This is a genomic window from Streptomyces sp. NPDC005774, from assembly GCF_042871645.1.
In the GTDB taxonomy this organism is placed as follows: Bacteria; Actinomycetota; Actinomycetes; order Streptomycetales; family Streptomycetaceae; genus Streptomyces; species Streptomyces pratens.
On sequence record NZ_JBIAIV010000048.1, the window covers coordinates 1 to 24,393 of the forward strand.

Consider the following 24,393-nt stretch of genomic DNA (forward strand, 5'->3'; position numbering starts at 1 on the left):
GGAGTTCTCCGGGCGGGCAGTCGGCGACGAAGCAGAAAACCCCACGGCGCGAGCCGTAGGAATCCCCCTCCTTCAGGAGGGGGAGGATGTCAAGTACACGTTCCACTTCTACGCCGCCTCGCACCGCGCCGAGTACCTGGCGGCCCTCTCCCGCGCGGCCGACCGGATCCCCGTCTTCGTCACCGAGTTCGGCACCCAGAACTACGCCGGGGAGGGCGCCGACGACTTCGCGATGGCGCAGCGGTATCTCGACCTGATGGCCGAGAAGAAGATCGGCTGGGTCAACTGGAACTTCTCCGACGACCACCGCTCCGGTGCCGTCTTCGCCACCGGCACCTGCGACAGCAACGGACCCTGGGCCGGCACGGCGTCCCTGAAGCCCGCCGGAGTCTGGGTCCGCGACCGTGTTCGGACCCGGACGGCTTCCCCGCCGGAGTCTGGGTCCGCGACCGTGTTCGGACCCCGGACGGCTTCCCCGCCGCCTGACCCGGCCGCTCGGCCCGGCCCCGTGCCGGACCCGCAGTGCCCGTCCCACCCGTCCGAGAACCTCTTTCGGGCGGGCGGGACGCCGACGGTCCTTCCGCAGGGCAGGGACCCCGGCTCCGTCACCCCAGCGGCACCGTCGCCTCGCCCGCTCCCCGGACCTCCGGCCCGCCCGCGACCCGCACCGTGAACGGCCGCTCGGTGCCCGACGCGGTGACCCGCAGGATGTCGCCGTCGCGCACGACCCGGAAGGACGCGGCCCGCGCGCCCGTCGTGTCGGGCACGGTGACCTCGGCCTCGTAGCGGGGTGAGGCGGGCGGGTGGACGAGCAGGACCGGCGCGTCCAGCCAGTCGCCGTCCGGCCGCGTGTCGTCGCCGGCCAGTGGCAGTACGGCGCCCTCCCTGACGTACAGCGGGAGGCTCTCGTAGCCGTGCCGTTCGGTGCGCCAGCGCGGGCCGGTGACCGTCTCGCCGCTGAGCAGGTGGGTCCAGGTGCCCTCCGGCAGGTAGACCTCCACCTCGCCGCCGGTGTCGAACACGGGGGCGACGAGCAGATCCGGGCCCAGCATGTACTGGCGGTCCAGCTGCCGGCACGACGGGTCGTCCGGGAACTCCAGCACCATCGGCCGCATCATCGGTACCCCGGTGTCGTGGGCCTCGACGGCGGCCCCGTACAGGTAGGGCATCAGCCGGTGCTTGAGCAGGGTGAACCGCCGGGCGACGTCCACCGCCTCGTCGCCGAACTCCCACGGCACCCGGTACGACGTGGAACCGTGCAGCCGGCTGTGCGAGGACAGCAGGCCGAAGGCGAGCCAGCGCTTGAACACCGAGGGGTCCGGCGTGCCCTCGAAACCGCCGATGTCGTGGCTCCAGAAACCGAACCCGCTCAGCGACAGCGACAGACCGCCCCGCAGTGACTCGGCCATCGCCTCGAAGGACGACCAGCAGTCGCCGCCCCAGTGCACCGGGTACTGCTGTCCGCCGGCGGTCGCGGACCGGGCGAAGAGGACGGCCTCGCCCTGCCCGCGTTCCTTCTCGAGCAGCTCGAACACCGTCCGGTTGTAGAGCTGCGTGTAGTAGTTGTGCATCCGCTCGGGGTCCGAGCCGTCGTGCCAGACCACGTCGGTGGGGATGCGCTCGCCGAAGTCCGTCTTGAAACAGTCCACGCCCTGGTCGAGCAGGGGCTTCAGCTTCGACTGGAACCAGGCCCGCGCCTCGGGGCTGGTGAAGTCGACCAGGCCCATGCCGGCCTGCCACAGGTCCCACTGCCACACGTCGCCGTCGGCCCGGCGCACCAGGTGTCCAAGAGCGGCGGCCTCGTCGAAGAGCGGCGACTTCTGGGCGATGTACGGGTTGATCCAGGCACTGATCCGCAGGCCCTTCTCCTTGAGCCGGGCCAGCATGCCGTCCGGGTCCGGGAAGACGTCGGGATCCCACTGGAAGTCGCACCACTGGTACTCGCGCATCCAGAAGCAGTCGAAGTGGAACACCGTGAGAGGGATGCCGCGTTCGGCCATGCCGTCCACGAACGACGTCACCGTCTCCTCGTCGTACGACGTGGTGAACGAGGTGCTGAGCCACAGGCCGAACGACCAGGCCGGCGGCAGGGCGGGACGGCCGGTGAGGGCCGTGTAACGGGAGAGGACGTCCTTCGGGGTGGGGCCGGCGACGACGTAGTACTCCAGCGACTGGTCCTCGACGCTGAACTGCACCTGGCCGACCGACTCCGAGCCGACCTCGAAGGACACCGCACCGGGGTGGTTGACGAAGACGCCGTAACCGCGGGACGACAGGTAGAACGGGATGTTCTTGTAGGACTGCTCGCTGCTGGTGCCGCCGTCGGCCTGCCAGACGTCGACCGTCTGGCCGTTCTTGACGAACGGGGTGAAGCGCTCGCCGAGGCCGTAGACCTGTTCCCCGACACCCAGTGCCAGCCGGGTCAGCATGTGGTGCTGCGCCCCGTGGCCGGTGGTGGCGAAGGCGGTGTTCCTGGCGTCCGAACGGGTCAGCTCGCACCCGTCGGCGTCGTGGAAGGTGAGCGCGAAGGGGCCGGACCCGTCGAGGCGGAGAGTCAGCGGACCGCTGGTCAGCTCGGTGACCGGGCCGTCCTGGCGTACGGTCCCGGCGCCGTCGGCGTCGCCGCCCAGGGCGAAGTCGGGCCCCGGCCGCCGCTTGCCCGCGTGATGGGTGACGCGGACGCCGATCACGCCCTCGGCGGGAGAGAAGCACTCGACCGTGACGAGCGGCGCGTTGAGGGTGTCGCCCCTCCGTGCCACCTTCCGTACGGAGGCATAGGTGGTGAAGCGCTTCGATTCCGGGCGCACCTCGCGCACCTCGGTGGCGTACGAGATCTGGACACCGTCGCGGATGCGCCAGAAGCCGTCGGTGAACTTCATGTTCTTCCTCGATGGGGGAGGGGGTGATGGCGAGAGAAAAGCGGTATTTGACCAGGAACTATGACAGGTTCAAGGGTTTCTGTCACGCCCTGGTGCGGGGAGATCGCGCCGTCGGGGGGCTAGCGCGAAAGGCGCCCGCTGACGTATTAGTAATCAGGCCAAACAAATTACATCCGATCTCAGAGCCGAGTTTCCCGCGAGCAGGGTCGACTCATCGTCGAAGCGCTTCACCAGCTCGGATCCACCCTCGGCGAAACCCCTCCCACGAGCCGCCCGGCCCGGCGGAACGCCGAGCCGGGCCCACCCAAGGGCACCCACCGTGACAGCACATCCTCCGGTCGCCGCACAGCGTGGTCGGCGCCGTCCACGCAGAGCCGTCACGTCCTTCGCCGCCGTCGCCGCCCTGGTTGCCGGGGCGGCGCTCACCGGCTGCGCACAGCAACGGGACAGTGACGTGTACACCGTGATGAACTCCTCGACCGACGAGTCCTACCACCGCTGGGACGCCGAGGCGATGGCCCGCTGCGGCACGCAGCTCGGCATCCGCATCGAGCAGCAGAGCGTCCCCGCCGCGCAGGTGATGACGAAGGCACTGCGCATGGCCTCGTCGAAGTCACTGCCGGACATCGTGCAGTTCGACGCCTCCGAAATGCCGACCTTCGCCGAGGCGGGCGGACTCGTCGACCTGCGCACCCTCGGCCTCGAAACCGACGAAATCCCCCGGGGCATCGTGGAGTTCGGCTCCTACCGGGGCACGTACTACGGCGCGGCCCGCTCCGTGAACACCCTCGCCCTCTTCTACGACAAGGACACCCTGGACCGGGCCGGCCTCAAGATCCCCGCCACCTGGGACGAACTGCGCGACACGGCGAAACAACTCACCGAGGGCAAGCGCTACGGCCTGGCGCTCAGCGCGGGCGGCGCGGAGGACGGCGTCTTCCAGTTCACGCCCTTCATGTGGTCCAACGGCGGCGACGAGACCGAGCTGGACAGCCCGCAGGTCGTCGAGGCGCTCGACTACTGGAAGGCGCTGCTCCAGGACGGCTCGCTGTCCAGGTCCACCGTCAACTGGACCCAGGCCGACGTCAACGACCAGTTCATGGCCGGCAACGCCGCCATGATGATCAACGGCCCGTGGCAGGTCGAGACCCTCAACACCGACGAGTCCCTGCACTGGGGCATCGCCCAGATCCCCGTTCCGCAGGCCGGCGACGCCTCGGTGGGACCGCTCGGCGGCGCGGTCCTCACCGTGCCGAAAACCGGTGACGAGGACCGCCAGAGGACGGCCGGCCGCATCGTCGCCTGCCTCGCCGGCGAGAAGGAACAGCTCACCTACGCCCTGAACAGCTGGATGGTCCCGGCCAACGAGAAGGCCGCCGCCGTCTGGCGCGACCGCGTGCCCGAACTTGACGCGCTGGCCGACCAGGTCGCCGAGGCCCGCTCCCGCACCGGCAGACTCGGCGCCGGCTGGCCCTCCGTGTCCCTCGCGCTGCAGAGCGCCTTCCAGTCCGCCCTGACCGGCCGGTCCAGCGAGGCTGCCCTGAAGCGCGCCCAGCAGCGGGCCACGAGCGGGAACCGAGGTACGCGCCCATGACCACGCCCACCGCCACCGCCGCGGCCTCCACGAAGGCACTCGAGAAGGCCGCCGCCCCGGACCCGGCCCGACTGCGCCGCCGGCGCCGGCTCACCCAGTGGGGCTTCGTCACCCCCGCCGTCGTCTTCATGCTGCTGTTCTTCGGCTACCCGCTCGTCCGCAACGTCGTGATGAGCTTCCAGCACTACACCCCGAAGACGTTCTTCACCGGCCAGGCACCCTTCAACGGCACTGACAACTGGTCGGCAGTCCTCCAGGACGCACTCTTCGGCAAGGCGCTGTGGCACACCCTCGTCTTCACCGCGGGCTCCCTGCTCGGCCAGTTCTGCATCGGGCTCGCGCTCGCCGTCTTCTTCAGCCGCAGGTTCCCCCTGAACGGCGTCCTGCGCTCCCTGATCCTGCTGCCCTGGCTGGTGCCCATGGTGGTGTCCGGCATCGTCTGGCGCCGCATCCTCGACCAGGACACCGGCGTACTCAACACCTTCCTGGGCGCCATCGGCCTCAGCGGCGACATCCCGTGGCTGACCAGCCCCGACATGGCCCTGCTGTCGGTGATCCTGGTCAACATCTGGATCGGCATCCCGTTCAACATGGTCATCCTGTACGGCGGCCTCCAGGAGATCCCGAGAGAGCTCTACGAGGCGGCCTCCCTGGACGGCGCCTCGGCCTGGCGCGCCTTTTGCTCCGTCACCCTGCCCATGCTGAGACCGGTGATCACGGTCGTCCTCGTCCTCGGCTTCATGTCGACGGTGAAGATCCTCGACCTCATCCTCGCCCTCACCGACGGCGGCCCCGCCGACGCCACCCAGACCCTGGGCACGCTCACCTACCAGAACTCCTTCGTCCAGCTCGACTTCGGAGCGGGCGCGGTCGTCGGCAACGTCCTCATCCTCATCTCCGCGGCCTTCGCCGTGTTCTACCTGCGGGCCAACCGCACCGACGGGAAGTGACCGACATGGCCGCTCACACACCCGCCCCCGCCGCACCACGCGCACGGGGACGCCGCCCGGGCTCCACCGTGGCGGGCCTGCTCGTCCTGGGCGTCATGCTCTTCCCGCTCTACTGGATGCTCAACACGGCACTCCAGCCCGAGTCCGGACTGCTCCAGGTCGACCCGGTCCCCGGCAGCCTGGACCTGTCCGGATTCTCGAAGGCCATCAGCGACCAGGGCGGAAACCTGCTCACCTCGCTGGTCGTCTCCCTCGGCGCCGTCGCCATCTGCCTCGCCGTCTCCGCCCCCGCCGCCTACGGGCTGGCCCGCTTCGGACTGCGCGGCACCCGCACCATCGTGTTCGGCACTCTCATCACCCAGATGGTGCCCGGCATCGTCATCGCCAACGCGCTCTACAACTCCTACGTCGACCTCGGCCTGGTCAACTCCCACTTCGGCCTGATGCTCGCGGACGCCTCGCTCGGCATCCCCTTCTCCATCGTGCTGATGCGCGCCTTCATGGTGTCCATCCCGGGCGAAGTCGTCGAGGCCGCGCAGATCGACGGCGCCGGCCCGGTGCGCACCTTCGTCCGCGTGGTGCTGCCGATGAGCCGCAACGCCCTGATCACCTCGGGCCTGTTCGCCTTCCTGTTCTCGTGGAGCGACTTCATGTTCGCCCTCACCCTGAACACCACCGACGACGTCAAACCGATCACCCTGGGCATCTATCAGTACATCGGCGCCCACGTCGGCGACTGGGGCGCGGTGATGGCCGCGTCCGTGCTCTCCGCCGTGCCCGCGGCGATCCTGCTCGTCCTGGCCCAGAAGTACATCGCCGCCGGTATCACCGGAGGCTCCGTCAAATGACCACCGCACGCCCCGAGGAGGGCCCCCAGTACATGTCCGACTTCCCGAGCTTCCCGCCCGGATTCGTCCTCGGCGCCGCGACCGCGTCCTACCAGATCGAGGGGGCGGTCCGGGAGGACGGCCGAGGCCCGTCGATCTGGGACACCTACAGCCACACCCCCGGCCTGGTGAAGGGCGGCGACACCGGAGACGTCGCCTGCGACCACTACCACCGCTACCCCGAGGACGTCGCCCTGCTGCGCGACCTGGGCGTCGGCTCCTACCGTTTCTCCGTCGCCTGGCCGCGCATCGTGCCCGACGGCAGCGGACCGGTGAACCCCAAGGGCCTGGACTTCTACGAGCGCCTGGTCGACGAACTCCTCGCCGCCGGCATCGAACCCGCCGCCACCCTCTACCACTGGGACCTCCCGCAGGCCCTCGAGGACCGGGGCGGCTGGCGCGTACGCGACACCGCCGAGCGGTTCGCCGAGTACACCGCCACGGTCGCCGAACGGCTCGGTGACCGCGTACCGCGCTGGATCACCCTCAACGAGCCGTGGTGCAGCGCCTTCCTCGGCTACTCCGTCGGCCGTCACGCCCCCGGCGCCCGCGAGGGCCGGGGCGCCCTGGCCGCCGCCCACCACCTGCTCGTCGGCCACGGCCTCACCGTACAGGCGCTGAGGGCGGCCGGGGTCCGTGAGGCCGGCATCACCCTCAACCTCGACCACCACCTGCCCGCCACCGACTCCGCCGCCGACCGGGCCGCCGTCGTCCGCGCCGACACCCTGCACAACCTGATGTGGACCGACCCCATCCTGTCCGGCCACTACCCGGACACCGAACAGGACACCTGGGGCGAACTGATCACCAGCCAGGACTTCCGCCGCGACGGTGACCTGGAACTGATCTCGCAGCCACTGGACTTCCTCGGCATCAACTACTACCGCCCCATCACCGTCGCCGACGCCCCGTACCGCGAGAGCGACCCCGCCCGGCGCGTGGCCACCGACAACCGGTACGAGGAGGCCCCGACACCCGGCGTCCGCCACACCGCGATGGGCTGGCCGGTGGTGCCCCACACCCTCACCGACCTGCTGGTGGACCTCAAGGAGCAGTACGGGGCCGCGCTGCCGCCCCTCCACATCACCGAGAACGGCTCCGCCGAGGACGACCGGGTCACCGACGGCGCCGTCCACGACCCCGACCGCGTGGTCTACCTGCGCGACCACCTCACCGCCCTGCGCGCCGCCCTGGACCGGGGCGTCCACGTACGCGGCTACTACGTCTGGTCCCTGCTCGACAACTTCGAGTGGGCCTACGGCTACGGCAAGCGCTTCGGCATCGTCCGCGTCGACTACGACACCCAGCGGCGCATCCCGAAGGACAGCTACCACTGGTACCGGAGGATGATCGCCGCACAGCGCCCCTGACGGACCACGGACGACGAACGACTGCACCGGGGCCGTCCCGTCATGCGACGGCCCCTTTCGGCTCCCGGCACCGAAGCCGACCGCGGCGAACCCTGCCCGGCACCGGCGGCCCGCCGCGGTCAGCCCGCCCGCGCCGGATCACCGTCGGCGCCGGCCTCGGGCACCGTACGGAACTCGACGTCGACGACTCCGTCGACGTCGCGGCACATCTCCTCGAGTTCCTCCGCCGTCGCCCGGGACGACAGCTGCCCGATGAGGCTGACATGACCGTGCGTCACGTTCACCTCGACCGCCGAGGGCGCCTCGCCGAGCGCCCGCACCAGTACGTCCTCGACGATCTCCGTACGGATCGCCCGGTCCTCGCGCACGAAGACGCGCAGCAGGTCGCTCCTGCTCACCACACCCTTCAGCCGTCCCGCCGAATCGACCACCAGCAGCCGCTTGATCCCGTGCTGCGCCATCACCCGGGCGGCGTCCACCACGCTCCAGTCCTCGGCGGCGCACAGCGCGGGCGACGTCATCAGCCCGGCGGCGTCGGTGGCCCACGCCTTCTCCGGCTGGGGCACCACGCCCGGCCCACCGGCATCGCCCTCCTGCCGGCCCCACATCTTGTGCAGCAGATCCGCCTCGGACACCACGCCCACCGGGCGGTCGTCGGCGTCCACGACGGGAACGGCTGTGATGTCGTACTCGAGCAGCAGGTGCGCGATCTCCTTGAACGGCGTCGCGCCCTGGATCCGGACGACCGCACCGCTCATCACGTCGCGCACCTTCTGGTGGCTCATCCTGGTGGTTCCTCTCTGCTGCCGGCGCAGGACCGATGTAGGGACGACCCATGTGCGCCTGCGGCCGTCACCAACATCATTGTCGGTCGGGACGCGTGAGCGGAGAAATGACGGAGGCCCGCGACGGCAGTACCGCCGGCGGGAAGGGGCCCCGGACACCGGTCCGGCACCCGCCCGTCATGAGGCATGAGGAGCGGGTGCCGATCGATGCGGTCAGCAGATCCGCGGGAGCTGTTCCCCCATCGGCATGTCCACCACGCGGGTGCCGCCGAGCCCGGTCCGCGCGACGACCATGCCCGGATGGTCCGTGACCGTTTCACCGATGACCGCGGCCTCGCAACCGAGGGGGTGCGCCTTCATCGCGGCCAGGACCGCGTCGGCGTGCTCCCGGGGCACGAAGGCGACGAGCTTGCCCTCGTTGGCCACGTACATCGGGTCGAGCCCCAGCATGGCGCAGGCACCGGCCACGGGCTGCGGTACGGGGACGGCGCGTTCCTGGACGACGACCCCGCAACCCGAGGCCGCGGCGATCTCGTTGAGTGAGGCGGCCAGACCGCCGCGGGTCGGGTCGCGCAGCACATGCAGATCGGAGGTGACGGACAGCATCGCGTCGACCAGCCCGCCGAGCGCCGCGCAGTCACTCTCGATCTCTACCTCGAACCGCAGGTTCTCGCGCTCGCTCATGATGGCGACGCCATGGACGCCGATGGCGCCGCTGACCATGACGACATCGCCGGGAGTCACCCGCTCCGGTCGCAGGTCGACCCCCGCCGGGATCAGGCCGATGCCCGAGGTGTTGATGTAGACCCCGTCGCCGTGCCCGGCCTCCACGACCTTGGTGTCGCCCGTGACCACGCGCACTCCGGCCGCTCGGGCGGCGGCACCGAGCGCCTCGGCCACGCGGGAGACGGTGTCGAGTTCGACCCCCTCCTCCAGGATCAGGCCGCATGACAGGTAGGCCGCACGTGCCCCGCTCATGGCCAGGTCGTTGACCGTGCCGTTGACGGCGAGGTCACCGATGCTCCCGCCGGGGAAGAACAGGGGCCGGACGACAAAGGAGTCGGTGGAGAACGCGAGCCGCGCACCGCCGAGTTCGACCACGGCGGAGTCGGTCAGCGCGGCCTGCACGGGCTCGCCGAGCCCCGGCAGGACGATCTGCTCGATCAACTCGGCGGACATGGCGCCGCCCCCGCCGTGGCCCATCACCACGCGGGGCCGGTCGCGCACCGGCGCCGGGCAGGTCCAGGAGAGCAGGTCCGGGCGTGCGGTGGTGTCAGACAACGGAGCTGTCCTCCCGGCTCGGGACCGTCACGGCCGCCATGCCTGCAGACGTCGGCGCGGCGGCCGGCGTCGGGCGGGAACCGGGACGGGCCGGCAGGTCCAGCCGCCGGTACAGGTAGTACGCGGCGCAGGCACCCTCACTGGAGACCATGGTGGCGCCGAGCGGTGTGCGCGGGGTGCACGTCGTTCCGAACGCCTCGCACTCGTGCGGCTTCAGCAACCCCTGGAGCACCTCTCCGCTGCGGCACTCGGCCGGTTCGAGCGTGGCGATGTCCCCGACCTGGAAGCGGTGCTCGGCGTCGTAGTCCCGGTAACGTGCCGACAGGCGCCAGCCGCTGTCCGGGATGACTCCGATGCCGCGCCAGGCGCGATCGGCGACCTCGAAGACGTCGTCCAGCATGGCTCGTGCGGCGGGGTTGCCCTCGGGCGGGACCGCCCGGGGGTAGGCGTTGTCGACCGTGTGCTCCCCGCGTTCCAGCTGCCGCACGGTCCGCCGTACGCCTTCCAGGACGTCCAGCGGTTCGAACCCGGTCACCACGATGGGCACCCGGAACCGCTCGGCGAGCGCCGGATACTCGGCCGTTCCCATGACGCTGCACACATGTCCGGCCGCCAGGAACGCCTGCACCCGGCAGTCCGGCGACTGCATGATCGCCTCGATCGCGGGCGGGACCCGGACGTGCGAGACGAGCAGGCTGAAGTTGCGGATGCCGCGCTTACGGGCCTGATGCACCGTCATCGCGTTGGGCGGTGCCGTGGTCTCGAAGCCGATGCCGAAGAACACGACCTCCCGGTCCGGGTTCTCCTCCGCGAGCCGGAGCGCGTCGAGCGGGGAGTACACGACGCGCACATCACCGCCTTCGGCCCGGACCTGGAACAGGTCACGGCCCGTACCCGGGACCCGGAGCATGTCGCCGAAGGAGCAGAAGATCACCTCCGGCCGCGAGGCGATCTCCAGCGCCTTGTCGATCATCTCCAGCGGCGTCACACACACCGGGCAGCCCGGCCCGTGGATCAACTCCACTTCATCGGGAAGCAGTTGGTCGATGCCGTGCCGAATGATGCTGTGGGTCTGGCCGCCGCACACCTCCATCAGCGCCCACGGCCTGGTCACCGTCGCCCTGATGTCGTCGAGCAGCCGCGCCGCCAGAGCGGGGTCCTGGAACTCGTCGATGTACTTCACCGCTGCACCTCCCGGCCGAGGCCGTCACTGCCGCCGGCCTGCGCGGCCTGCTCCCATGGATCGCCGAACTCCTCCTGCAGCATGCCGAGGTTCTCGAACAGCTCCAGGGTCCGGTGGGCCGATTCCTCGTCCAGCCGCTGCAGGGCGAAGCCGACATGGACGATGGCGTACTCACCGACCCGCAGGTCGGGCAGGTACTCCAGGCACACCTCCTTGACCACTCCGCCGAAGTCGACGCTGGCCATCCGGGTGCCGTCCCGTTCCTCGACGCTCAGCACTCTGCCGGGTACCGCCAGGCACATACGTATCTCCTCACTCGTCGTGGCTCATGGCTCATGGCTCATGGCTCGTGGTTCGGGGTCCGCGCCCGTCATCCGGTCCCGGCGCGCGCCCGGGCGCCCACCACCATCTGGCCGAGGGCCAGTCCGCCGTCGTTCGGCGGGACTTCGCGGTGGCGCAGCACGGTGAAACCGTCCGTGCGCAGGTCCCGGGCACAGGCCGAGGAGAGCAGCGTGTTGGAGAACACGCCGCCGGTCAGCGCAACCGTCCGTAGGCCGGTGGCCCTCCTGGCGGCGGCGCACACCGTCCGCACCAGGCGGGCGACGGCGAGATGGAAGCGAGCGGCGATCACGTCCACGGGCACGCCCCGCCGTACGTCCTCGACGACCGCGGCCAGCAGGGGCCCCGGGGCGGCGGTGAGCGGCGCGGCGCCCGGCTCCGAAGTCCCCTCCAGGCGGAAGACGTAGCGCGGGTCGTCGGCCACGTCACCGGCGGTCACCGCCGCCCCCTCCAGTTCGATCGCCGCCTGCGCCTCGTATCCCACCTGCTGGCAGACCCCCGCCAGTGACGCGACGGCGTCGAAGAGCCGGCCCATGCTGGACGTCGGCACACAGTTCAGTCCTTGAGCCAACTGAGCATTCAGGACAGTGAGTTCAGCGGATGGGCAGGCGCCCGTGCACGGCAGATCGGGGCCGGCGGCGATGCCCGCCGCGTGCAGATGCGCCAGTGCCATGCGGTACGGCCGCCGCACCGCCGCGTCGCCACCGGGCAGCGGCACGTAGGCCAGATGCGCGAACCGCTGGAATCCGTCGTAGTCCGCGACCAGGAACTCGCCGCCCCACACGGCACCGTCGTCCCCGTAGCCGGTGCCGTCGAAGGCCGCCCCGATCACCCGCTCGCCGGCCGCCGCACCGTGCTCGGCCAGTACGGCGGCGATGTGCGCGTGATGGTGCTGGACCCGGACCACCGGGCGGCCCTCGGCGTGCCGCCGCGCCCACGCACCCGACCGGTATCCCGGATGGCCGTCGGTGACCAGCACCGTGGGACGCACACCGGTCACCGACTCCAACTGCCGCTCGGCACGGTCGAAAGCCCGCTGCGTGGCCAGGTCGTCCATGTCCCCGACATGGGCGGACAGCCAGGCCTTGTCGCCCTGCGCGAGGCAGAAGGCGTTCTTCAGATCGCCGCCGACGGCGAGCGCGGGGACCACCGGCACGGGCAGGGTGACCGGCAGCGGCGCATAACCGCGTGAGCGGCGCAGCACCAGCGGCTCGCCGTCACAGACGCGGACCACGGAGTCGTCGCACGGCACATGGACGGGACGGTCGTGCGTGAGCCAGGCGTCGGCCAGAGTGGCCAGCCGTTCCAGGGCGTCCTCGTCGTCCGTGACGATGGGTTCCCCCGACACATTGCCGCTCGTCATCACCAGCAGACGCGGTGCCCCCGCGGGCGCCGCCGCATCCGCGGTCCCCAGCAGCAGGTGATGCACCGGGGTGTACGGCAGCATGATGCCGAGATCGGGACTGCCCGGCGCGACGGCGTCGGCGGGAACGAGCGTGCGGGGTGCGTCCCGGACGACGGTGCGCCGTCGCATCAGGACGACGGGCCGTACCCGCCCGGTGAGCAACTCCCGTTCCGCGGCACCCATGTGCACCAGGTGCTCGATGTCCCGCACGCATGCGGCCATCAGCGCGAACGGCTTGTCCCCGCGGGCCTTGCGGCGGCGGAGCAGGGTGACCGCCTCCGGCCGGGTGGCGTCACAAGCCAGGTGGTAGCCGCCGAGGCCCTTGACGGCGAGGACTGCTCCCGCGGCGAGCAGGGAGCGCGCCCCGGCGACGGGGTCGTCGCCGGGAGGCGGGGCGATACCGGGGCCCGTGACGAGCCGCAGGCGCGGACCGCAGGACGGGCAGGCGACGGGCTGGGCGTGGAACCGCCGGTCGGCGGGGTCGTGGTACTCGCGGGCGCAGTCGGGGCACAGAGGGAAGCGGGCCATCGTCGTGTGCTCACGGTCGTACGGCAGGCCGGTGACGATGGTGAAACGCGGCCCGCAGTGCGTACAGGTGACGAACGGGTGCCGGTGGCGCCGGTCAGCGGGGTCGCCCAGCTCGGCGAGGCAGTCGTCGCAGGTCGCCGTGTCGGGCGCGACGAGCGTGCGGACGGGGCCGCCGGCACGGGACGGGACGATGCGGAACCCGCTGTCCGCGACGGCGGTGATCCCGGTCGTCTCCACCGACTCCACCACCGCGAGCGGGGGAGCGTCGGGCAGGAGGCGGGAACAGAACAGATCGACGGCCGCGGGTGGGCCCTCGACCTCCACGACCACGCCGTCACCGGTGTTGGTGACATGCCCGGTGAGCCGCAGACCGGTGGCCAGCCCGTACACGAAGGGGCGGAAACCCACCCCCTGCACCACACCCCGTACGACGACACGGGCGCGGCGCACGGCGGTCGCCTCGTCGGCGGTCGGGAGGGTGTTCACGCCTGCGCCCGGGCCATCACCGGAGCGTGCACGGCGTCTCCCTCGGCCGCCGAGAGCGCCCGGTCCACCAGGACACCGGCGCCCTCACCGGTGCGTACGGAGGTGAGCACCACGTCCACGCCGGGATTCACCCGCTCCACGTGGGCGCGGAAAGCGGCCTCGTCGAACTCGGCGGGCCCGGCGAGGTCGGACTTGGTGACCAGCACCAGCTGGGCGAGGCCGAACGAGGTGGGGTACTTGAGCGGCTTGTCCTCCCCCTCTGTGACGGAGGCGAGGACGACCCGCAGTGACTCGCCCAGGTCGTAGGAGGCCGGGCAGACGAGATTGCCCACGTTCTCCACGAACAGCAGACGGGTGTTCTCGGGCAGCCAGTCGTGCAGATGCCCGGCGAGCATGTCCGCCTCCAGATGGCAGAGCCCGTCGGTGAGCACCTGTTTCACCGGGACGCCCGAACGGGCCAGACGGATGGCGTCGTTCTCGGTGGCGAGATCGGCCGTGAGGGCCGCGGTCGTGATGCCGCGCTCCCGCGCCAGCAGCAGTTCACGCTCCAGCAGGGCCGTCTTCCCGCTGCCCGGGCTCGACAGGAGGTTGACCACCGTCGTCCCCCGGGCCGACAGTTCGGTGCGCAGGATGCGTGCCGCCATGGTGTTCTTGGCGAGCACGGCCTGCCGGAGGTCGACTGTGCGGCACATCGTCAGCTCTCCTCGTGAAGGGTTTCCGGGGTGGGGGCAGGGGCGGGCGCGGTGGGTTCCGCGGCCCAGTGCACTTCGGTGATCCTCAGTTCCCGGCCCGACAGCAGCTCGGTGGCACCCCCGCGACAGGAGGCGCAGATCATGTCCGGGGGCATTCCGGTGTCCCAGGCCCGCCCGCACGGCGCGCACGACGCCCGGCCGGGAACGAACCCGGTGACGAGTTCGGCGCCCTGGAGAACCGTCCCCGAGCAGGCGAGTTCGAAGCAGAAGGCGAGTGCGTCGGGGACGACTCCGGCGAGTTCGCCGATGTCGAGACGGACCCGGTGCACGTGGTGCCCGGCGCGGGACCGTGCCGCCTGCTCGACCTGGTCCACGACCGACAGGGCGACGGACATCTCGTGCATCGCCTCTCCGTCCTGGGCCGGGGTTGTGTCGCACCGCCCAGTAGAGGGGGCCCACGCCGCCCGTCCGACCGGCACGCCGGGACGAGGCGGACACATAGCTCTTTCGGGGCACGCCGGTTGGGCCGTCGAGCGGACGTCCGGTGTGTCACATCCTGCGGATGCGCAGATAACGCCGGACGTCCGGCCAGACGTTCGCGACGAGCGCTGCCAGTGCCGCGGCGGTGACGGTGGCTGCGGCACCGCTGATGAGGCGTTTCTTCATGGTGGCTCTCCTGAGAGGCGGAGGGTGTTCTCGCCGACCGACGGGGCTCGGTCGTACGACGTGGAGTGCGTTTCAGACGACGGCTTCGTCCCGGATCAGTTCGCCGACCATGCGCACCGCCCCGGGCACGGCGTCGGCCACCCGCGGGCTGAGGCCGATGCCCTCCTCGACGGTCGCGGGTTCGCAGCCGATCACCAGGGTGCGCCGCGGTGGCGCCGCTCCGGTGCCCGCGCACAGGGTGTCCAGCAGGGCCAGTACGGCATCGGGCGACATCCGGTGGCCGTCCAGGGCGACACCGTCCGGTGGCTGCCGGCCCGCGGGCTTCGTGGCGTCGATCAGGTACAGGGTTCCGGGCTCCCCTCCGCGTGCCGTCGCGTCGAGCAGGACGAGCGTGTCGTAGCCGTCGAGGAGCTGGTACGCCAGATGGACGCCGCGGATGCCGATGTCGGCGACTTCGACGCCCGCGGGGCACCCCTGTTCGGTCAGCCGGCGGGCAACCTCCACCCCGAAGCCGTCGTCGCCGAGGAAGATGTTGCCCACCCCGGCGACCAGGGTGCGCGGACGGGGTGCCGGGCCGCTGGTCATGAGGTCTCCTCGCGGTCCGCGACGTCGACCTCGTCGGGCTGGAAGTAGAGATACCTGCCCTGTTCGCGGCGGATGTCGGCGCCGGGGTCGTCCTCGAGGGTGACCGCGATGTGCACGCCGCCGTCGACATCGTGCAGGACCGCCTCGACCAGGGCGCGCCGGCCGGCGACGAACAGGTCCTGGGCGTCGGAATGGCGCAGCCCGGGCCGCAGCACGACGCGGCTGCCCGCCCGCACCTCCCGTCCGCCGACCAGGACATGGTCACTGGCCGGGTCCACGGAGGCGTCCGCGCCCGGATCCCACCAGGGGGTGTCCTGCTGGACGAAGCCGTCCTCCCGGAAGACGCCGGACGCCCCGGCACCGCCGCCGAACCCCGGCACGTCCGGCGCCGGTGACCGCGGCGCGGACACCCCGGGCGTGGTGACCTCGCGCAGACTCCGTACCGCGCCGTGCAGACGCTCCAGCATCTCCACCGGCATGGCTTCGGTCAGTTCGATCACCGCGGCCGCCCGGTCGTCCGTGCCCCGGGCCTCGCGTTTCTCCTCGTCGGTGAGGACGGCGGTGCGCAGCGCGAGGATCTCGTCGATCTCCGTGGCGTCGTACAGGGCGCCAGGACTCTCCGGGGCGATGGCCGGGTGGTCCTCCAGGATGATCGGAGAGGAGAGCACCAGGTCACGGGAGCCGGGCTCACCGGCCTGCACGGGCCAGGTGTGCAGATTGCGGCAGGCCGCTACGGCGCCTGTGGCCCACTGAGGCGGGTCCGTCAGCGACAGGAACTGCCCGGAGTCCAGGTACAGCAGTGTGTGGGTGGCGATCAGGGAACGGGGCAGCGCCGCATCGCGGCCGGCACCGTCCTCGGGCAGCCAGTCGCTGGTGTTCTCCACCACCACACGCAGTCGTTGCGTGGCGTACGGTCCGTCCAGCGGGCTCGCCGACAGGCGCAGGACTCCGTTGATCTCCTCACGGCGCCGCACCAGCCGTCCCACGACCGCCCCCGTGGCGTCCGTGACGGGCTCGGTCTCCTCTGCCGCCGGACGGGTGAAGGGCACGATGGCACCGGTCCCTGTCAGCTCGTCCACGTCGACGGCCAGGCGGACCCGCTCCTCGCGGCCCTCGTCCCACGGCACCAGAACCCGGTCGTCCAGGGGCAGTTCGCGTACGGTCTCGAAACCGCCGTCCGGCAGGGCGCGCTGGACCGTGCGCCGCTGGGCGTGCAGGAAGCGCACCTCGACGGCGAGGGCCGCGCCCCGACGGGGTTCCATCAGCAGTTCGGTGTGCTGGACGGCGTGCTCCGCGGCGGCCGCCGTCCAGGACGGCGGCACGAGCACGCCGAACTGCCAGCGCAGCCGGTTCTTGGCCGCCGAGGCACGGTACGGGTAGAGCACGTACCCCTCGAACAGCACGGCGTCGGCGACGTGGCGTGCCACCGCCAGCCGGGCCTCGGCCAGGGAAGTGAATGTCGTCGTGGTCACGGTGTCCTCTCCCCGGCGCTGTGCAGCAGGTGCTCGACGGTCGCCTGCCACGAGGGCAGGGCCTGCCGCGATCGGTAGGCGAGCAGCGCGTCCATGGCGTCGCTGGGCAGACGGAGCCAGCCCGAGCCCGGGAAGTGCTGCTCGACCATCTCCTGCCAGGTCTTCACCGGCATCCGGAACGTGGCCTCCCGGTCCCAGGGGACGGGTTCGACGTGAAAGCCGCCGGCGCCGGTGAAGGCCGTACCGGAGAACAGCATCAGCAGCGGGACCTCCCCCTCCTCCAGTGCGTGGAAGTAGCGGGAGGAGGCGATGTCCATGTCGTAGGTGCAGGGCACCACCAGGTCGGTCTCCGTCTCCCCGGTGAACCCCTGGACCATCACGGGTACCTGGGCGAACTGCACGGGGTGGAGGCTGCTGCCCCAGCGGGACCGCTCCCCGAACAGGTCGGCCAGCGCCTCGGCCTCGGCGTCGCCGTAGCCCCGGCGCGCGGGCTCGATACGGATCTGGCAGCGCAGCGCCAGCGCGTGGACGCGGGTGTCCGGCGAGGCGGTGATGCGCAGCCGGAACACGAGGGTGGGGCCCGCGGCGTAGGCGTCGGCGCGCACACCGGTGCACGCGAAGGTGAACCCGGTCACGACCGGCCACCCCCGAACGCACGGGCCCGGTCCCGCACCTGGGCGAAGAAGGCATCCAGGTCGGCTCGCGCCTCCGCGCCCCCGTCGAAGCCCTGCCACGTCAGTCGCATCCGGCCCACCAGTTCGTAGCAGATGTCGATCGGTACCAGGTAGCACTCCACTCGCCCCTGATGGCGGCGCAGCAGCAGTGCCTCCACGTCGGGTTCGAGGACCCCGGCAAGCGGCGAGCCGTCCAGGACGGACTGCCAGGACTCCGGCTCCAGTTCGCTCTCGGTCGCTCCGGCCGGGCTCGGATAGAGCGCGACCAGTCGGTCGAGTGCGGAGTTGCGGAAGAAGAAGACGACGCCGACGGGGACGCGCAGCCGTTCCCAGGTCTGCTCGTCGAAGCGGTGCTCCGGGTCGCTGAGGCAGCGGCCGGGAACCGTGCGGAAGCGGCCCGTCGGCGCACCCGTACGGTCCAGGAGCTGGGCGCAGGGGACGCAGGCGCAGGCCAGCGCACGGTTCTCGAGGTCGACGAGGTGCCGGTGACGCTCGTCGGGCAGAGACACCGCGCACAGCTCACAGCGTTCCTCGCGGGGCGGGCGGGGCCCGGTGAAACGGAACAGACCCCGGGACGCGGGAGGTTGCCGGGTTCGTTCCGGTCCGGCCGGCAGCGCGCTCACGGCGCGGCGGCGGCCGGCGGCCGGCCGTTCGTACCGGACGCGGCCGGCGGGCCCGCACCGATCTGGAGGAGGACCGGTTCGCGTTCCGTGTCCGCCTCCAGCACCACCGCGGTCACCTCCGGTGCGAAACAGACGAGGACGTCCCGCGCCACCTGCTCGACGGCCTCACGGGTGCTGCCGCAGCCGCCCGATCCGGTGAGCCGCAGCCGCAACTCACCCGTGGCCGGGTCGAATCCGGCACTCTCCACGGGATGCGGGACCGCGTTCAGCGCCCGCGTGATGCGGGTGGGAACGTCGTCCGGGTGCAGCCCGTGCAGGACCAGAAGGCTCGCGACGAGTTCGTCACCGAGGAGGGCGTCCCGTGCCTCCCGGGCCGCTCTGTCCGGATCACGTCCGAGCAGGTCCAGGGCGCGGGTGAATCCGGCACCGTAGAAATCCATGAGGACCCGCACGAGTTCCTCGGCGGCCTCGCACGCCGCGCGGTCGCCGGAGGCGGCGAGCCGGTCGAGGGTCTCCTCGACCATCCGTCCGGCCGTCTCCGCGTCCGTCCCGCCTCGCACCCCGCTCATCCGGCCAGACCACTCAGGCCGGTGGGTACGTGCATGGACTTCACGGTCCTGCCGTCGCCGACGTACATGTGGACGCCGCACGGCAGACACGGGTCGAAGCTGCGCACGGTGCGCATGATGTCGATGCCCTTGAAGTTCTCGGGGGTGTTCTCCTCGAAGATCGGCGTGTTCTGCACCGCGTCCTCGTACGGGCCGGGGGTGCCGTAGGTGTCGCGGGTGGAGGCGTTCCACGGCGTCGGCGGGTACGGGTGGTAGTTGGCGATCTTCCCGTCCCGGATGACCATGTGGTGAGAGAGGACACCGCGCACCGCCTCGGTGAAGCCGACGCCGATGGACTCGTCCGGTACCTCGAACTTCTCCCAGGTCTGGGTGCGTCCGGCGCGCACCTCCGCGAGGCCCTTCTCCGCGCAGTGCAGGGCGACGGCGGCGGCGTAGGCCTGGAAGTAGGTGCGGGCACGGTTACGCTCCAGCGCGTTGCTCCACTTCGGGATCTTCCACTCGAAGGTGGTCTCCGGCTTGGTGAGCGTGCGGGGCAGGTTGATGACGACGCTGTGTCCGGTCGCCTTGACGTACCCGATGTCGACCAGCCCCGACAGGGCCGTGGACCACAGGCGGGCGAGGGGGCCGCCGCCCGTGTCGAGCGGCAGGTGGTCCTTGCCGTCGAACCAGCGGGGTGACATCACCCAGCTGTACTTGTCGTCGAAGTTCCGCTTCTGCGGTGCGGGGATGGTGTGCTGGTTCCACGGGTGGCGCGGGTCGACCGGGTTGCCGAGCGGGTCGTGGGTGACGAACTGCTCCTGGCCCGCCCAGTCCTCGTAGTACGAGCTGCCCAGCAGGATGCGGATGCCGAGGTTGATCTCGGTGAGGTCGTTGGTGACCAGCTTGCCGTCCACGATCACGCCGGGGGTGACGAACATGCGGCGTCCCCAGTCCGTCATGTTGGCGTAGGTGAAGTCGCAGTACTCGGGGTCGTTGAGCGCGCCCCAGCAGCCGAGCAGCACGCGCCGGCGGCCGACCTCCTCGTAGCCGGGCAGCGCCTCGTAGAAGAAGTCGAACAGGTCGTCGTGGAGCGGGACGACCCGCTTCATGAACTCGACGTAGCGCATCAGGCGGCTCATGTAGTCCGTGAACAGCTGGACCGAACCGATGGTGCCGACGCCGCCCGGGTACAGCGTGGAGGGGTGCACATGGCGGCCCTCCATGAGACAGAACATCTCCCGTGTGTACCGGCTGACCTGCAGCGCCTCCCGGTAGAACTCGCCCTCCAGCGGGTTGAGCGAGCGCATGATGTCGGCGATGGTGCGGTAGCCGTGCTCGCCCGCGTGCGGCGCCTCGGTGCGCTCGGCGAGTTCGAGCACCCCCGGATTGGTCTCGCGGACCATCTTCTCGCAGTAGTCGACCCCCACCAGGTTCTCCTGGAAGATGTTGTGGTCGAACATGTACTCCGCGGACTCGCCGAGGTTGATGATCCACTCGCCGAGGTGCGGCGGCTTCACCCCGTACGCCATGTTCTGCGCGTACACCGAGCAGGTGGCGTGGTTGTCACCGCAGATGCCGCAGATACGGCTGGTGATGAAGTGGGCGTCACGCGGATCCTTGCCGCGCATGAAGACGCTGTAGCCGCGGAAGACCGACGAGGTGCTGTAGCACTCGGCGACCCGCTTCTGCTTGAAGTCGATCTTCGTGTGGATGCCGAGACTGCCCACGATCCGGGTGATCGGGTCCCATGCCATCTCCACCAGGCCGGTGCCGTCACCGGTCGTCGTCGAGGTCGCCATTGTGTCGGTACTGCCCTTCGGTCGGTCGGGTCGGTGAGCGGGTCTTCGTGTCAGGCGGGGCAGGGGAGCGGGGGAGGGGCGCTCACCACGGCGGCCGGTAGCCGGTGGTGATCTTCCGGCCCGTGTGCCGCCACTTGGGCTCCTTGTCCACGGTCTTCGCGGTGATGCTGCGCAGCTTGCGGACGACCGCCCCGTAGGCGCCGCTGGCGGTGCTGGAGAGCTTGGCGCCGGGAGGCTCGTCCATGAACGGCATGAACTTGTCGGGGAAGCCCGGCATGGTGCAGGCGATGCAGATGCCGCCCACGTTCGGGCAGCCGCCGATGCCGTTCATCCAGCCGCGCTTGGGCACGTTGCACTTCACGACGGGCCCCCAGCAGCCGAGCTTCACCGAGCACTTGGGGGAGTCGTAGGAGGTGGCGAAATCGCCCTGTTCGTAGTAGCCGGCGCGGTCGCATCCCTCGTGCACGGTGGCCCCGAACAGCCAGGTCGGGCGGAGCTTGTCGTCCAACGGGATCATCGGTGCGGATCCGGCGGCCTGGTAGAGCAGGTACGTGAGGGTCTCGGCGAAGTTGTCGGGCTGGATGGGACAGCCCGGCACGCAGACGATCGGAATGCCGGCCTGGGACTTCCAGTCCCAGCCCAGGTAGTCGGGCACGCCCATCGCGCCGGTCGGGTTCCCCGCCATGGCGTGGATGCCGCCGTAGGTCGCACAGGTGCCGATGGCCACGACCGCCAGCGCCTTCGGAGCGAGCCGGTCGATCCATTCGCTGGTGGTGATGGGCTGGCCCGTCTCGGGGTTGTCCCCGAAGCCGCACCAGTAACCCTCCTTCTTGATCTTCTCGTTCGGGATGGATCCCTCGATCACGAGGACGAACGGGTCGATCTCGCCGCGCTCCCCCTTGAAGAACCATTCGATGAACGTGTCCGCGCCACCGACCGGCCCGCACTCGAAGTCGATGAGCGGCCAGTGCACGGCGATCTTCGGCAGTCCGGGCAGGGCGCCCAGAGCGATCTCCTCGATGCTGGGCTGCATGGCCGCCGTCAGGGCGACCGAGTCGCCGTCGCAACTCAGCCCGGCGTTGATCCAGAGGATGTGGATCGGCTTCTCGTCCGTGCCGACTGCGCCGGACGTCCCGGGCTCCTCGCTGGTGGTCGGGGTTGCTGCGTTCATCAACGCCTCCTGGGGAGGAATACGGCAGAGCCGGTTGGTCGGCCCGGTTCCTTGCTAAGCGTCGGCCCGCTCGCCCGCCACCGCACGCGTGGCGGCCGGGCCGGCAGGAACCGATTCCTTGCGCACGAATGCCCGGCGCAGTGCGTGGTACGGAGCGTCGGGGTCGAGGAAAGTCTTGCGCATGAGGGCGAGTTCCCGCTCGCGCACCGCCGCCAGAGGGGTGACAGCCGCCCGGTGCTCGTGCTCCGCCTTCTTCGCGGCGAGGCGTGACTGCGCCCCGGGAGAGCCCGCCCAGCGTTCGGCCAGCCGGGTGACCTCGGCGGTGAAACGGGCGGGAGGGCACTCGATCAGCCGGTCGGCCAGGCCGATGTCCCGGGCCGAGGCGCCGCTGACCGGCAGCGCCTCCCGGGTCAGCCGCTCGGCCGTCGCGGCGCCGACCCGGCGCGGCAGGCTGTACGTCCAGTACTCGGAGCCGTACAGGCCCATGCGCCGGTAGTGCGGGTTGAGCACGGAGCCGGAGCGGCACCACACCTCGTCGGCGGCCAGCGCCAGCATGACGCCGCCGGCCGCGGCGTTGCCGCCGATCGCGGCGACGACGAGACGGTCGGTGGTGTGCAGGACGGCCTCGACGAGGTCGTCCATGGCGTTGATGTTGGCCCAGGACTCCGCGGCGGGGTCCGAAGCCGCCTCGATGACGCCGAGGTGGATGCCGTTGGAGAAGAAGTCGCGGGCGCCGCCGAGCACCAGCACGGCGGTGGGCCGGTCGCAGGCCGCCCGGTAGGCGTCCAGCAGGCGTCGGCAGTGGTCGGTGGACATCGCGCCGCCGGGGAACGAGAAGGACAGCACTCCCACCGGTCCCTCCTCCCGGTAGCGGATGTCCGACCAGCCGGCGTCGTCCGCGCAGGGCAGTACGGGAGCGGGCAGGTCCGGCAGCCGCGGCAGCCGTCCGGCCAGGGCGTGGACGGCGGGCAGCTTGCAGGCCCTCGGTGCGCCGGCACCGGTACGGGCCCGCAGTTCGGGAATCCAGACGGCGCCGTCCGTCGTGGCCCGGCAGATCGCACCCGCCCGGGTCGCCAGCAGCTCCCCCGGACGCCCGCGCAGGCCGTACTCGGCATGGCCGCCGTGCAGGAACCACTCCCCGCCGAGCAGCTCGTCCAGGACGCCGGGCTGGGAGTCGGCGGCGCGCAGTTTGCGCAGGACCGTCCCGGTCGCATCGTCGGCCCACACGATGCGGCGCGTCTCCTGGCGCATCGGGGGGCGGGTCCGGGCACCCGGCACGCTCGGCGAAGTGCGCTGGTCGAGGGGTTGCCAGCTGCCGGATGCGAACCGCTCGACCGCCGTGAGCACCGCGTCGAGAGCCGCGTCGGACAGCTCGTTGCGGTACAGGTCGCTCTTGCCCACCCGGGGCACGGGGAAGGTCACCGTGGCCCAGACGGGCCCCGCGTCCATCTCCTCCTCGGCCTGGAGGACCGTGACCCCCCATTCCTGGGCGTCCTCGTGGATCGCCCAGTCCAGGGACGACGGTCCGCGGTCCCCGACGGGCCCGGGATGGACGATCAGACAGGTCTGGGCCGTCCACACCTCTCGCGGTACGACCGTCTTCAGCATGGGTGCCACGATCAGGTCGGGTTCGTGCCGGCCGACGGCGGCGACCACGTCCGGGCCCCGGGGTGTCACCTCCACGGCGACGGTATGCCCGCGGTCGTGCAGCTCGGCGTGCGCACGCTGGGTGAGGCTGTTGTAGGCGCTGGCGATGAGCAGGACATGCATGGCGGGCCTTCCGGGGCGCTGCGGCCGCCCTGGGTGAGGCGACCGGCTGCCTGCGATCGTCGGCCATGGCGGGGCGCGAGCGTCGACATGAATCCCGCTCCTCACTCGACAGAGTGACCGCTCCCGCCACATGGCAGACGGCCGTCGGGCTCGCGCGCGCTCACGCCGGGACCACCTACCGTGGACCACCCGATATGCCGGTGATGGGAGCGAGTGGGAGACTTTTACTGTCCTGGGCACTCAGGAGACGTGCCGCCTACGACTACGACAGCGGACAGGTGGGCCGAGACATGGCCAAGGAGCGTAAATCGCCGAAACCCTCCGGTGGCGGGCCGAGCCGTCACAAGGGGACCGAGCACCACGGCTGGTCCCCGGACGTCGACGAGACACAGCAGCAGGAGAACCCGAGCGCTCGCCGATCCTTCCACACGGAGGAACACGCCCCCTCGCGCGGACCGGGCCGCAAGCAGGCCAAGGAGGAGCGCACCCAGGTCCCCGGCGACGTCGTGAGAAGTGACACCCGACGCGGTGAGGAGCACGGCGCGGAGGAGGAGAAGGGCATGCGGGACACCGGGCGCCGGGGCCGCTCCGGGCGCCCCAGCGGCACGAAGGACGAGGACGCCTTCACCGGGGTCGACCCCGACGACTCCGATACCGGACACCGGCCGGGTTGACGGACGGCGGGCGCACGAGCCCGGCGGGGCCG

At 71.0% G+C, this 24,393-nt stretch carries 23 protein-coding genes; 6 read left to right on the forward strand and 17 right to left on the reverse strand.

Annotated features, from left to right (window positions below):
• Positions 1-673: cellulase family glycosylhydrolase (locus ACFYQA_RS31230; protein ID WP_388925000.1), on the forward strand; the 673-nt coding region annotated here is incomplete at its 5' end.
• On the opposite strand, the gene yicI is transcribed toward ACFYQA_RS31230, so the two are convergent.
• Complete coding sequence (gene yicI / locus ACFYQA_RS31235; protein WP_388925003.1) at positions 606-2,879, reverse strand: alpha-xylosidase; 2,274 nt, start codon at positions 2,877-2,879, stop codon at positions 606-608. The genes ACFYQA_RS31230 and yicI overlap by 68 nt on opposite strands.
• Positions 2,880-3,198: 319 nt before the next feature.
• On the opposite strand from yicI, the gene ACFYQA_RS31240 reads away from it, so the two are divergent.
• From ACFYQA_RS31240 to ACFYQA_RS31255, 4 genes are read left to right on the forward strand one after another with little or no spacing between them, the layout of a single operon-like run.
• Complete coding sequence (locus tag ACFYQA_RS31240; RefSeq protein WP_388925007.1) at positions 3,199-4,473, forward strand: ABC transporter substrate-binding protein; 1,275 nt, start codon at positions 3,199-3,201, stop codon at positions 4,471-4,473.
• Complete coding sequence (locus tag ACFYQA_RS31245; RefSeq protein WP_388925010.1) at positions 4,470-5,423, forward strand: carbohydrate ABC transporter permease; 954 nt, start codon at positions 4,470-4,472, stop codon at positions 5,421-5,423. The genes ACFYQA_RS31240 and ACFYQA_RS31245 overlap by 4 nt, the downstream gene beginning before the upstream one ends.
• Before the next feature lie 5 nt (positions 5,424-5,428).
• Complete coding sequence (locus ACFYQA_RS31250) at positions 5,429-6,271, forward strand: carbohydrate ABC transporter permease (RefSeq protein WP_388925012.1); 843 nt, start codon at positions 5,429-5,431, stop codon at positions 6,269-6,271.
• Between the two features lie 32 nt (positions 6,272-6,303).
• A complete protein-coding gene (locus tag ACFYQA_RS31255; RefSeq protein WP_388925145.1) occupies positions 6,304-7,680 on the forward strand; it encodes a GH1 family beta-glucosidase in 1,377 nt (458 codons plus the stop codon).
• Between the two features lie 119 nt (positions 7,681-7,799).
• Here the strand turns inward: ACFYQA_RS31255 and ACFYQA_RS31260 are convergent, their stop codons facing one another.
• The 16 genes from ACFYQA_RS31260 to ACFYQA_RS31335 all read right to left on the reverse strand — a co-directional run bounded on the left by ACFYQA_RS31260 (position 7,800) and on the right by ACFYQA_RS31335 (position 23,687).
• Positions 7,800-8,465 carry a CBS domain-containing protein gene (locus ACFYQA_RS31260; RefSeq protein ID WP_388925015.1) on the reverse strand — a complete coding sequence of 222 codons (666 nt, stop codon included), beginning with the start codon at positions 8,463-8,465 and terminating at the stop codon, positions 7,800-7,802.
• Positions 8,466-8,678: 213 nt separating this feature from the next.
• Positions 8,679-9,746 carry a hydrogenase expression/formation protein HypE gene (hypE, locus tag ACFYQA_RS31265; RefSeq protein WP_388925018.1) on the reverse strand — a complete coding sequence of 356 codons (1,068 nt, stop codon included), beginning with the start codon at positions 9,744-9,746 and terminating at the stop codon, positions 8,679-8,681.
• Positions 9,739-10,929, reverse strand: coding sequence for a hydrogenase formation protein HypD (gene hypD / locus ACFYQA_RS31270; protein WP_388925021.1), 1,191 nt, complete (start codon positions 10,927-10,929; stop codon positions 9,739-9,741). Before hypD ends, hypE begins: the two co-directional genes overlap by 8 nt.
• Complete coding sequence (locus ACFYQA_RS31275; protein ID WP_332432523.1) at positions 10,926-11,231, reverse strand: HypC/HybG/HupF family hydrogenase formation chaperone; 306 nt, start codon at positions 11,229-11,231, stop codon at positions 10,926-10,928. Before ACFYQA_RS31275 ends, hypD begins: the two co-directional genes overlap by 4 nt.
• Positions 11,232-11,299: 68 nt before the next feature.
• Complete coding sequence (gene hypF / locus ACFYQA_RS31280; RefSeq protein ID WP_388925024.1) at positions 11,300-13,687, reverse strand: carbamoyltransferase HypF; 2,388 nt, start codon at positions 13,685-13,687, stop codon at positions 11,300-11,302.
• A complete protein-coding gene (hypB, locus tag ACFYQA_RS31285) occupies positions 13,684-14,379 on the reverse strand; it encodes a hydrogenase nickel incorporation protein HypB (RefSeq protein ID WP_386394197.1) in 696 nt (231 codons plus the stop codon). The genes hypF and hypB overlap by 4 nt, the downstream gene beginning before the upstream one ends.
• Positions 14,380-14,381: 2 nt before the next feature.
• Positions 14,382-14,783, reverse strand: a complete 402-nt coding sequence (locus tag ACFYQA_RS31290; protein ID WP_388925027.1) for a hydrogenase maturation nickel metallochaperone HypA — start codon at positions 14,781-14,783, stop codon at positions 14,382-14,384.
• A gap of 145 nt (positions 14,784-14,928) precedes the next feature.
• Positions 14,929-15,045, reverse strand: a complete 117-nt coding sequence (locus tag ACFYQA_RS31295; RefSeq protein WP_388925029.1) for a DUF6893 family small protein — start codon at positions 15,043-15,045, stop codon at positions 14,929-14,931.
• A 72-nt stretch (positions 15,046-15,117) separates the two neighbouring features.
• Entirely contained in the window at positions 15,118-15,630 is a 513-nt protein-coding gene (locus ACFYQA_RS31300) for a hydrogenase maturation protease (protein WP_388925031.1), read from the reverse strand.
• The gene (locus ACFYQA_RS31305; RefSeq protein ID WP_388925033.1) at positions 15,627-17,102 is read right to left on the reverse strand and encodes a hypothetical protein; all 1,476 of its coding nucleotides are present in this window, start codon (positions 17,100-17,102) and stop codon (positions 15,627-15,629) included. Before ACFYQA_RS31305 ends, ACFYQA_RS31300 begins: the two co-directional genes overlap by 4 nt.
• A complete protein-coding gene (locus ACFYQA_RS31310; RefSeq protein WP_388925036.1) occupies positions 17,099-17,737 on the reverse strand; it encodes a DUF6084 family protein in 639 nt (212 codons plus the stop codon). Before ACFYQA_RS31310 ends, ACFYQA_RS31305 begins: the two co-directional genes overlap by 4 nt.
• Positions 17,734-18,399: a DUF5947 family protein gene (locus tag ACFYQA_RS31315; protein WP_388925039.1), complete on the reverse strand. Its 666-nt coding sequence runs from the start codon at positions 18,397-18,399 to the stop codon at positions 17,734-17,736. Before ACFYQA_RS31315 ends, ACFYQA_RS31310 begins: the two co-directional genes overlap by 4 nt.
• Entirely contained in the window at positions 18,396-18,968 is a 573-nt protein-coding gene (locus ACFYQA_RS31320; protein WP_388925042.1) for a hypothetical protein, read from the reverse strand. The genes ACFYQA_RS31315 and ACFYQA_RS31320 overlap by 4 nt, the downstream gene beginning before the upstream one ends.
• Positions 18,965-20,746: a nickel-dependent hydrogenase large subunit gene (locus ACFYQA_RS31325; protein WP_388925045.1), complete on the reverse strand. Its 1,782-nt coding sequence runs from the start codon at positions 20,744-20,746 to the stop codon at positions 18,965-18,967. The genes ACFYQA_RS31320 and ACFYQA_RS31325 overlap by 4 nt, the downstream gene beginning before the upstream one ends.
• An 82-nt stretch (positions 20,747-20,828) precedes the next feature.
• Positions 20,829-21,917 (reverse strand): hydrogenase expression protein HypE, encoded by a 1,089-nt coding sequence (locus tag ACFYQA_RS31330; RefSeq protein ID WP_388925048.1) that lies wholly within the window; start codon positions 21,915-21,917, stop codon positions 20,829-20,831.
• A 54-nt stretch (positions 21,918-21,971) separates the two neighbouring features.
• Positions 21,972-23,687 carry an enoyl-CoA hydratase-related protein gene (locus ACFYQA_RS31335; protein WP_388925051.1) on the reverse strand — a complete coding sequence of 572 codons (1,716 nt, stop codon included), beginning with the start codon at positions 23,685-23,687 and terminating at the stop codon, positions 21,972-21,974.
• Positions 23,688-23,977: 290 nt separating this feature from the next.
• On the opposite strand from ACFYQA_RS31335, the gene ACFYQA_RS31340 reads away from it, so the two are divergent.
• Positions 23,978-24,361: a hypothetical protein gene (locus ACFYQA_RS31340; RefSeq protein ID WP_388925054.1), complete on the forward strand. Its 384-nt coding sequence runs from the start codon at positions 23,978-23,980 to the stop codon at positions 24,359-24,361.
• Positions 24,362-24,393: the final 32 nt, after the last annotated feature.

Excerpts from the sequence above, each read along its gene's own strand:
- ACFYQA_RS31255 (WP_388925145.1), top strand. The coding sequence starts at position 6,304 with ATGTCCGACTTCCCGAGCTTCCCGCCCGGATTCGTCCTCGGCGCCGCG.
- ACFYQA_RS31340 (WP_388925054.1), top strand. The coding sequence starts at position 23,978 with ATGGCCAAGGAGCGTAAATCGCCGAAACCCTCCGGTGGCGGGCCGAGC.
- ACFYQA_RS31245 (WP_388925010.1), top strand. The coding sequence starts at position 4,470 with ATGACCACGCCCACCGCCACCGCCGCGGCCTCCACGAAGGCACTCGAG.
- ACFYQA_RS31290 (WP_388925027.1), bottom strand. The coding sequence starts at position 14,783 with ATGCACGAGATGTCCGTCGCCCTGTCGGTCGTGGACCAGGTCGAGCAG.
- ACFYQA_RS31300 (WP_388925031.1), bottom strand. The coding sequence starts at position 15,630 with ATGACCAGCGGCCCGGCACCCCGTCCGCGCACCCTGGTCGCCGGGGTG.
- ACFYQA_RS31295 (WP_388925029.1), bottom strand. The coding sequence starts at position 15,045 with ATGAAGAAACGCCTCATCAGCGGTGCCGCAGCCACCGTCACCGCCGCG.
- ACFYQA_RS31335 (WP_388925051.1), bottom strand. The coding sequence starts at position 23,687 with ATGCATGTCCTGCTCATCGCCAGCGCCTACAACAGCCTCACCCAGCGT.
- ACFYQA_RS31325 (WP_388925045.1), bottom strand. The coding sequence starts at position 20,746 with ATGGCGACCTCGACGACGACCGGTGACGGCACCGGCCTGGTGGAGATG.
- ACFYQA_RS31260 (WP_388925015.1), bottom strand. The coding sequence starts at position 8,465 with ATGAGCCACCAGAAGGTGCGCGACGTGATGAGCGGTGCGGTCGTCCGG.
- hypB (WP_386394197.1), bottom strand. The coding sequence starts at position 14,379 with ATGTGCCGCACAGTCGACCTCCGGCAGGCCGTGCTCGCCAAGAACACC.
- ACFYQA_RS31320 (WP_388925042.1), bottom strand. The coding sequence starts at position 18,968 with ATGAGCGGGGTGCGAGGCGGGACGGACGCGGAGACGGCCGGACGGATG.
- ACFYQA_RS31275 (WP_332432523.1), bottom strand. The coding sequence starts at position 11,231 with ATGTGCCTGGCGGTACCCGGCAGAGTGCTGAGCGTCGAGGAACGGGAC.
- yicI (WP_388925003.1), bottom strand. The coding sequence starts at position 2,879 with ATGAAGTTCACCGACGGCTTCTGGCGCATCCGCGACGGTGTCCAGATC.
- ACFYQA_RS31330 (WP_388925048.1), bottom strand. The coding sequence starts at position 21,917 with ATGAACGCAGCAACCCCGACCACCAGCGAGGAGCCCGGGACGTCCGGC.
- ACFYQA_RS31250 (WP_388925012.1), top strand. The coding sequence starts at position 5,429 with ATGGCCGCTCACACACCCGCCCCCGCCGCACCACGCGCACGGGGACGC.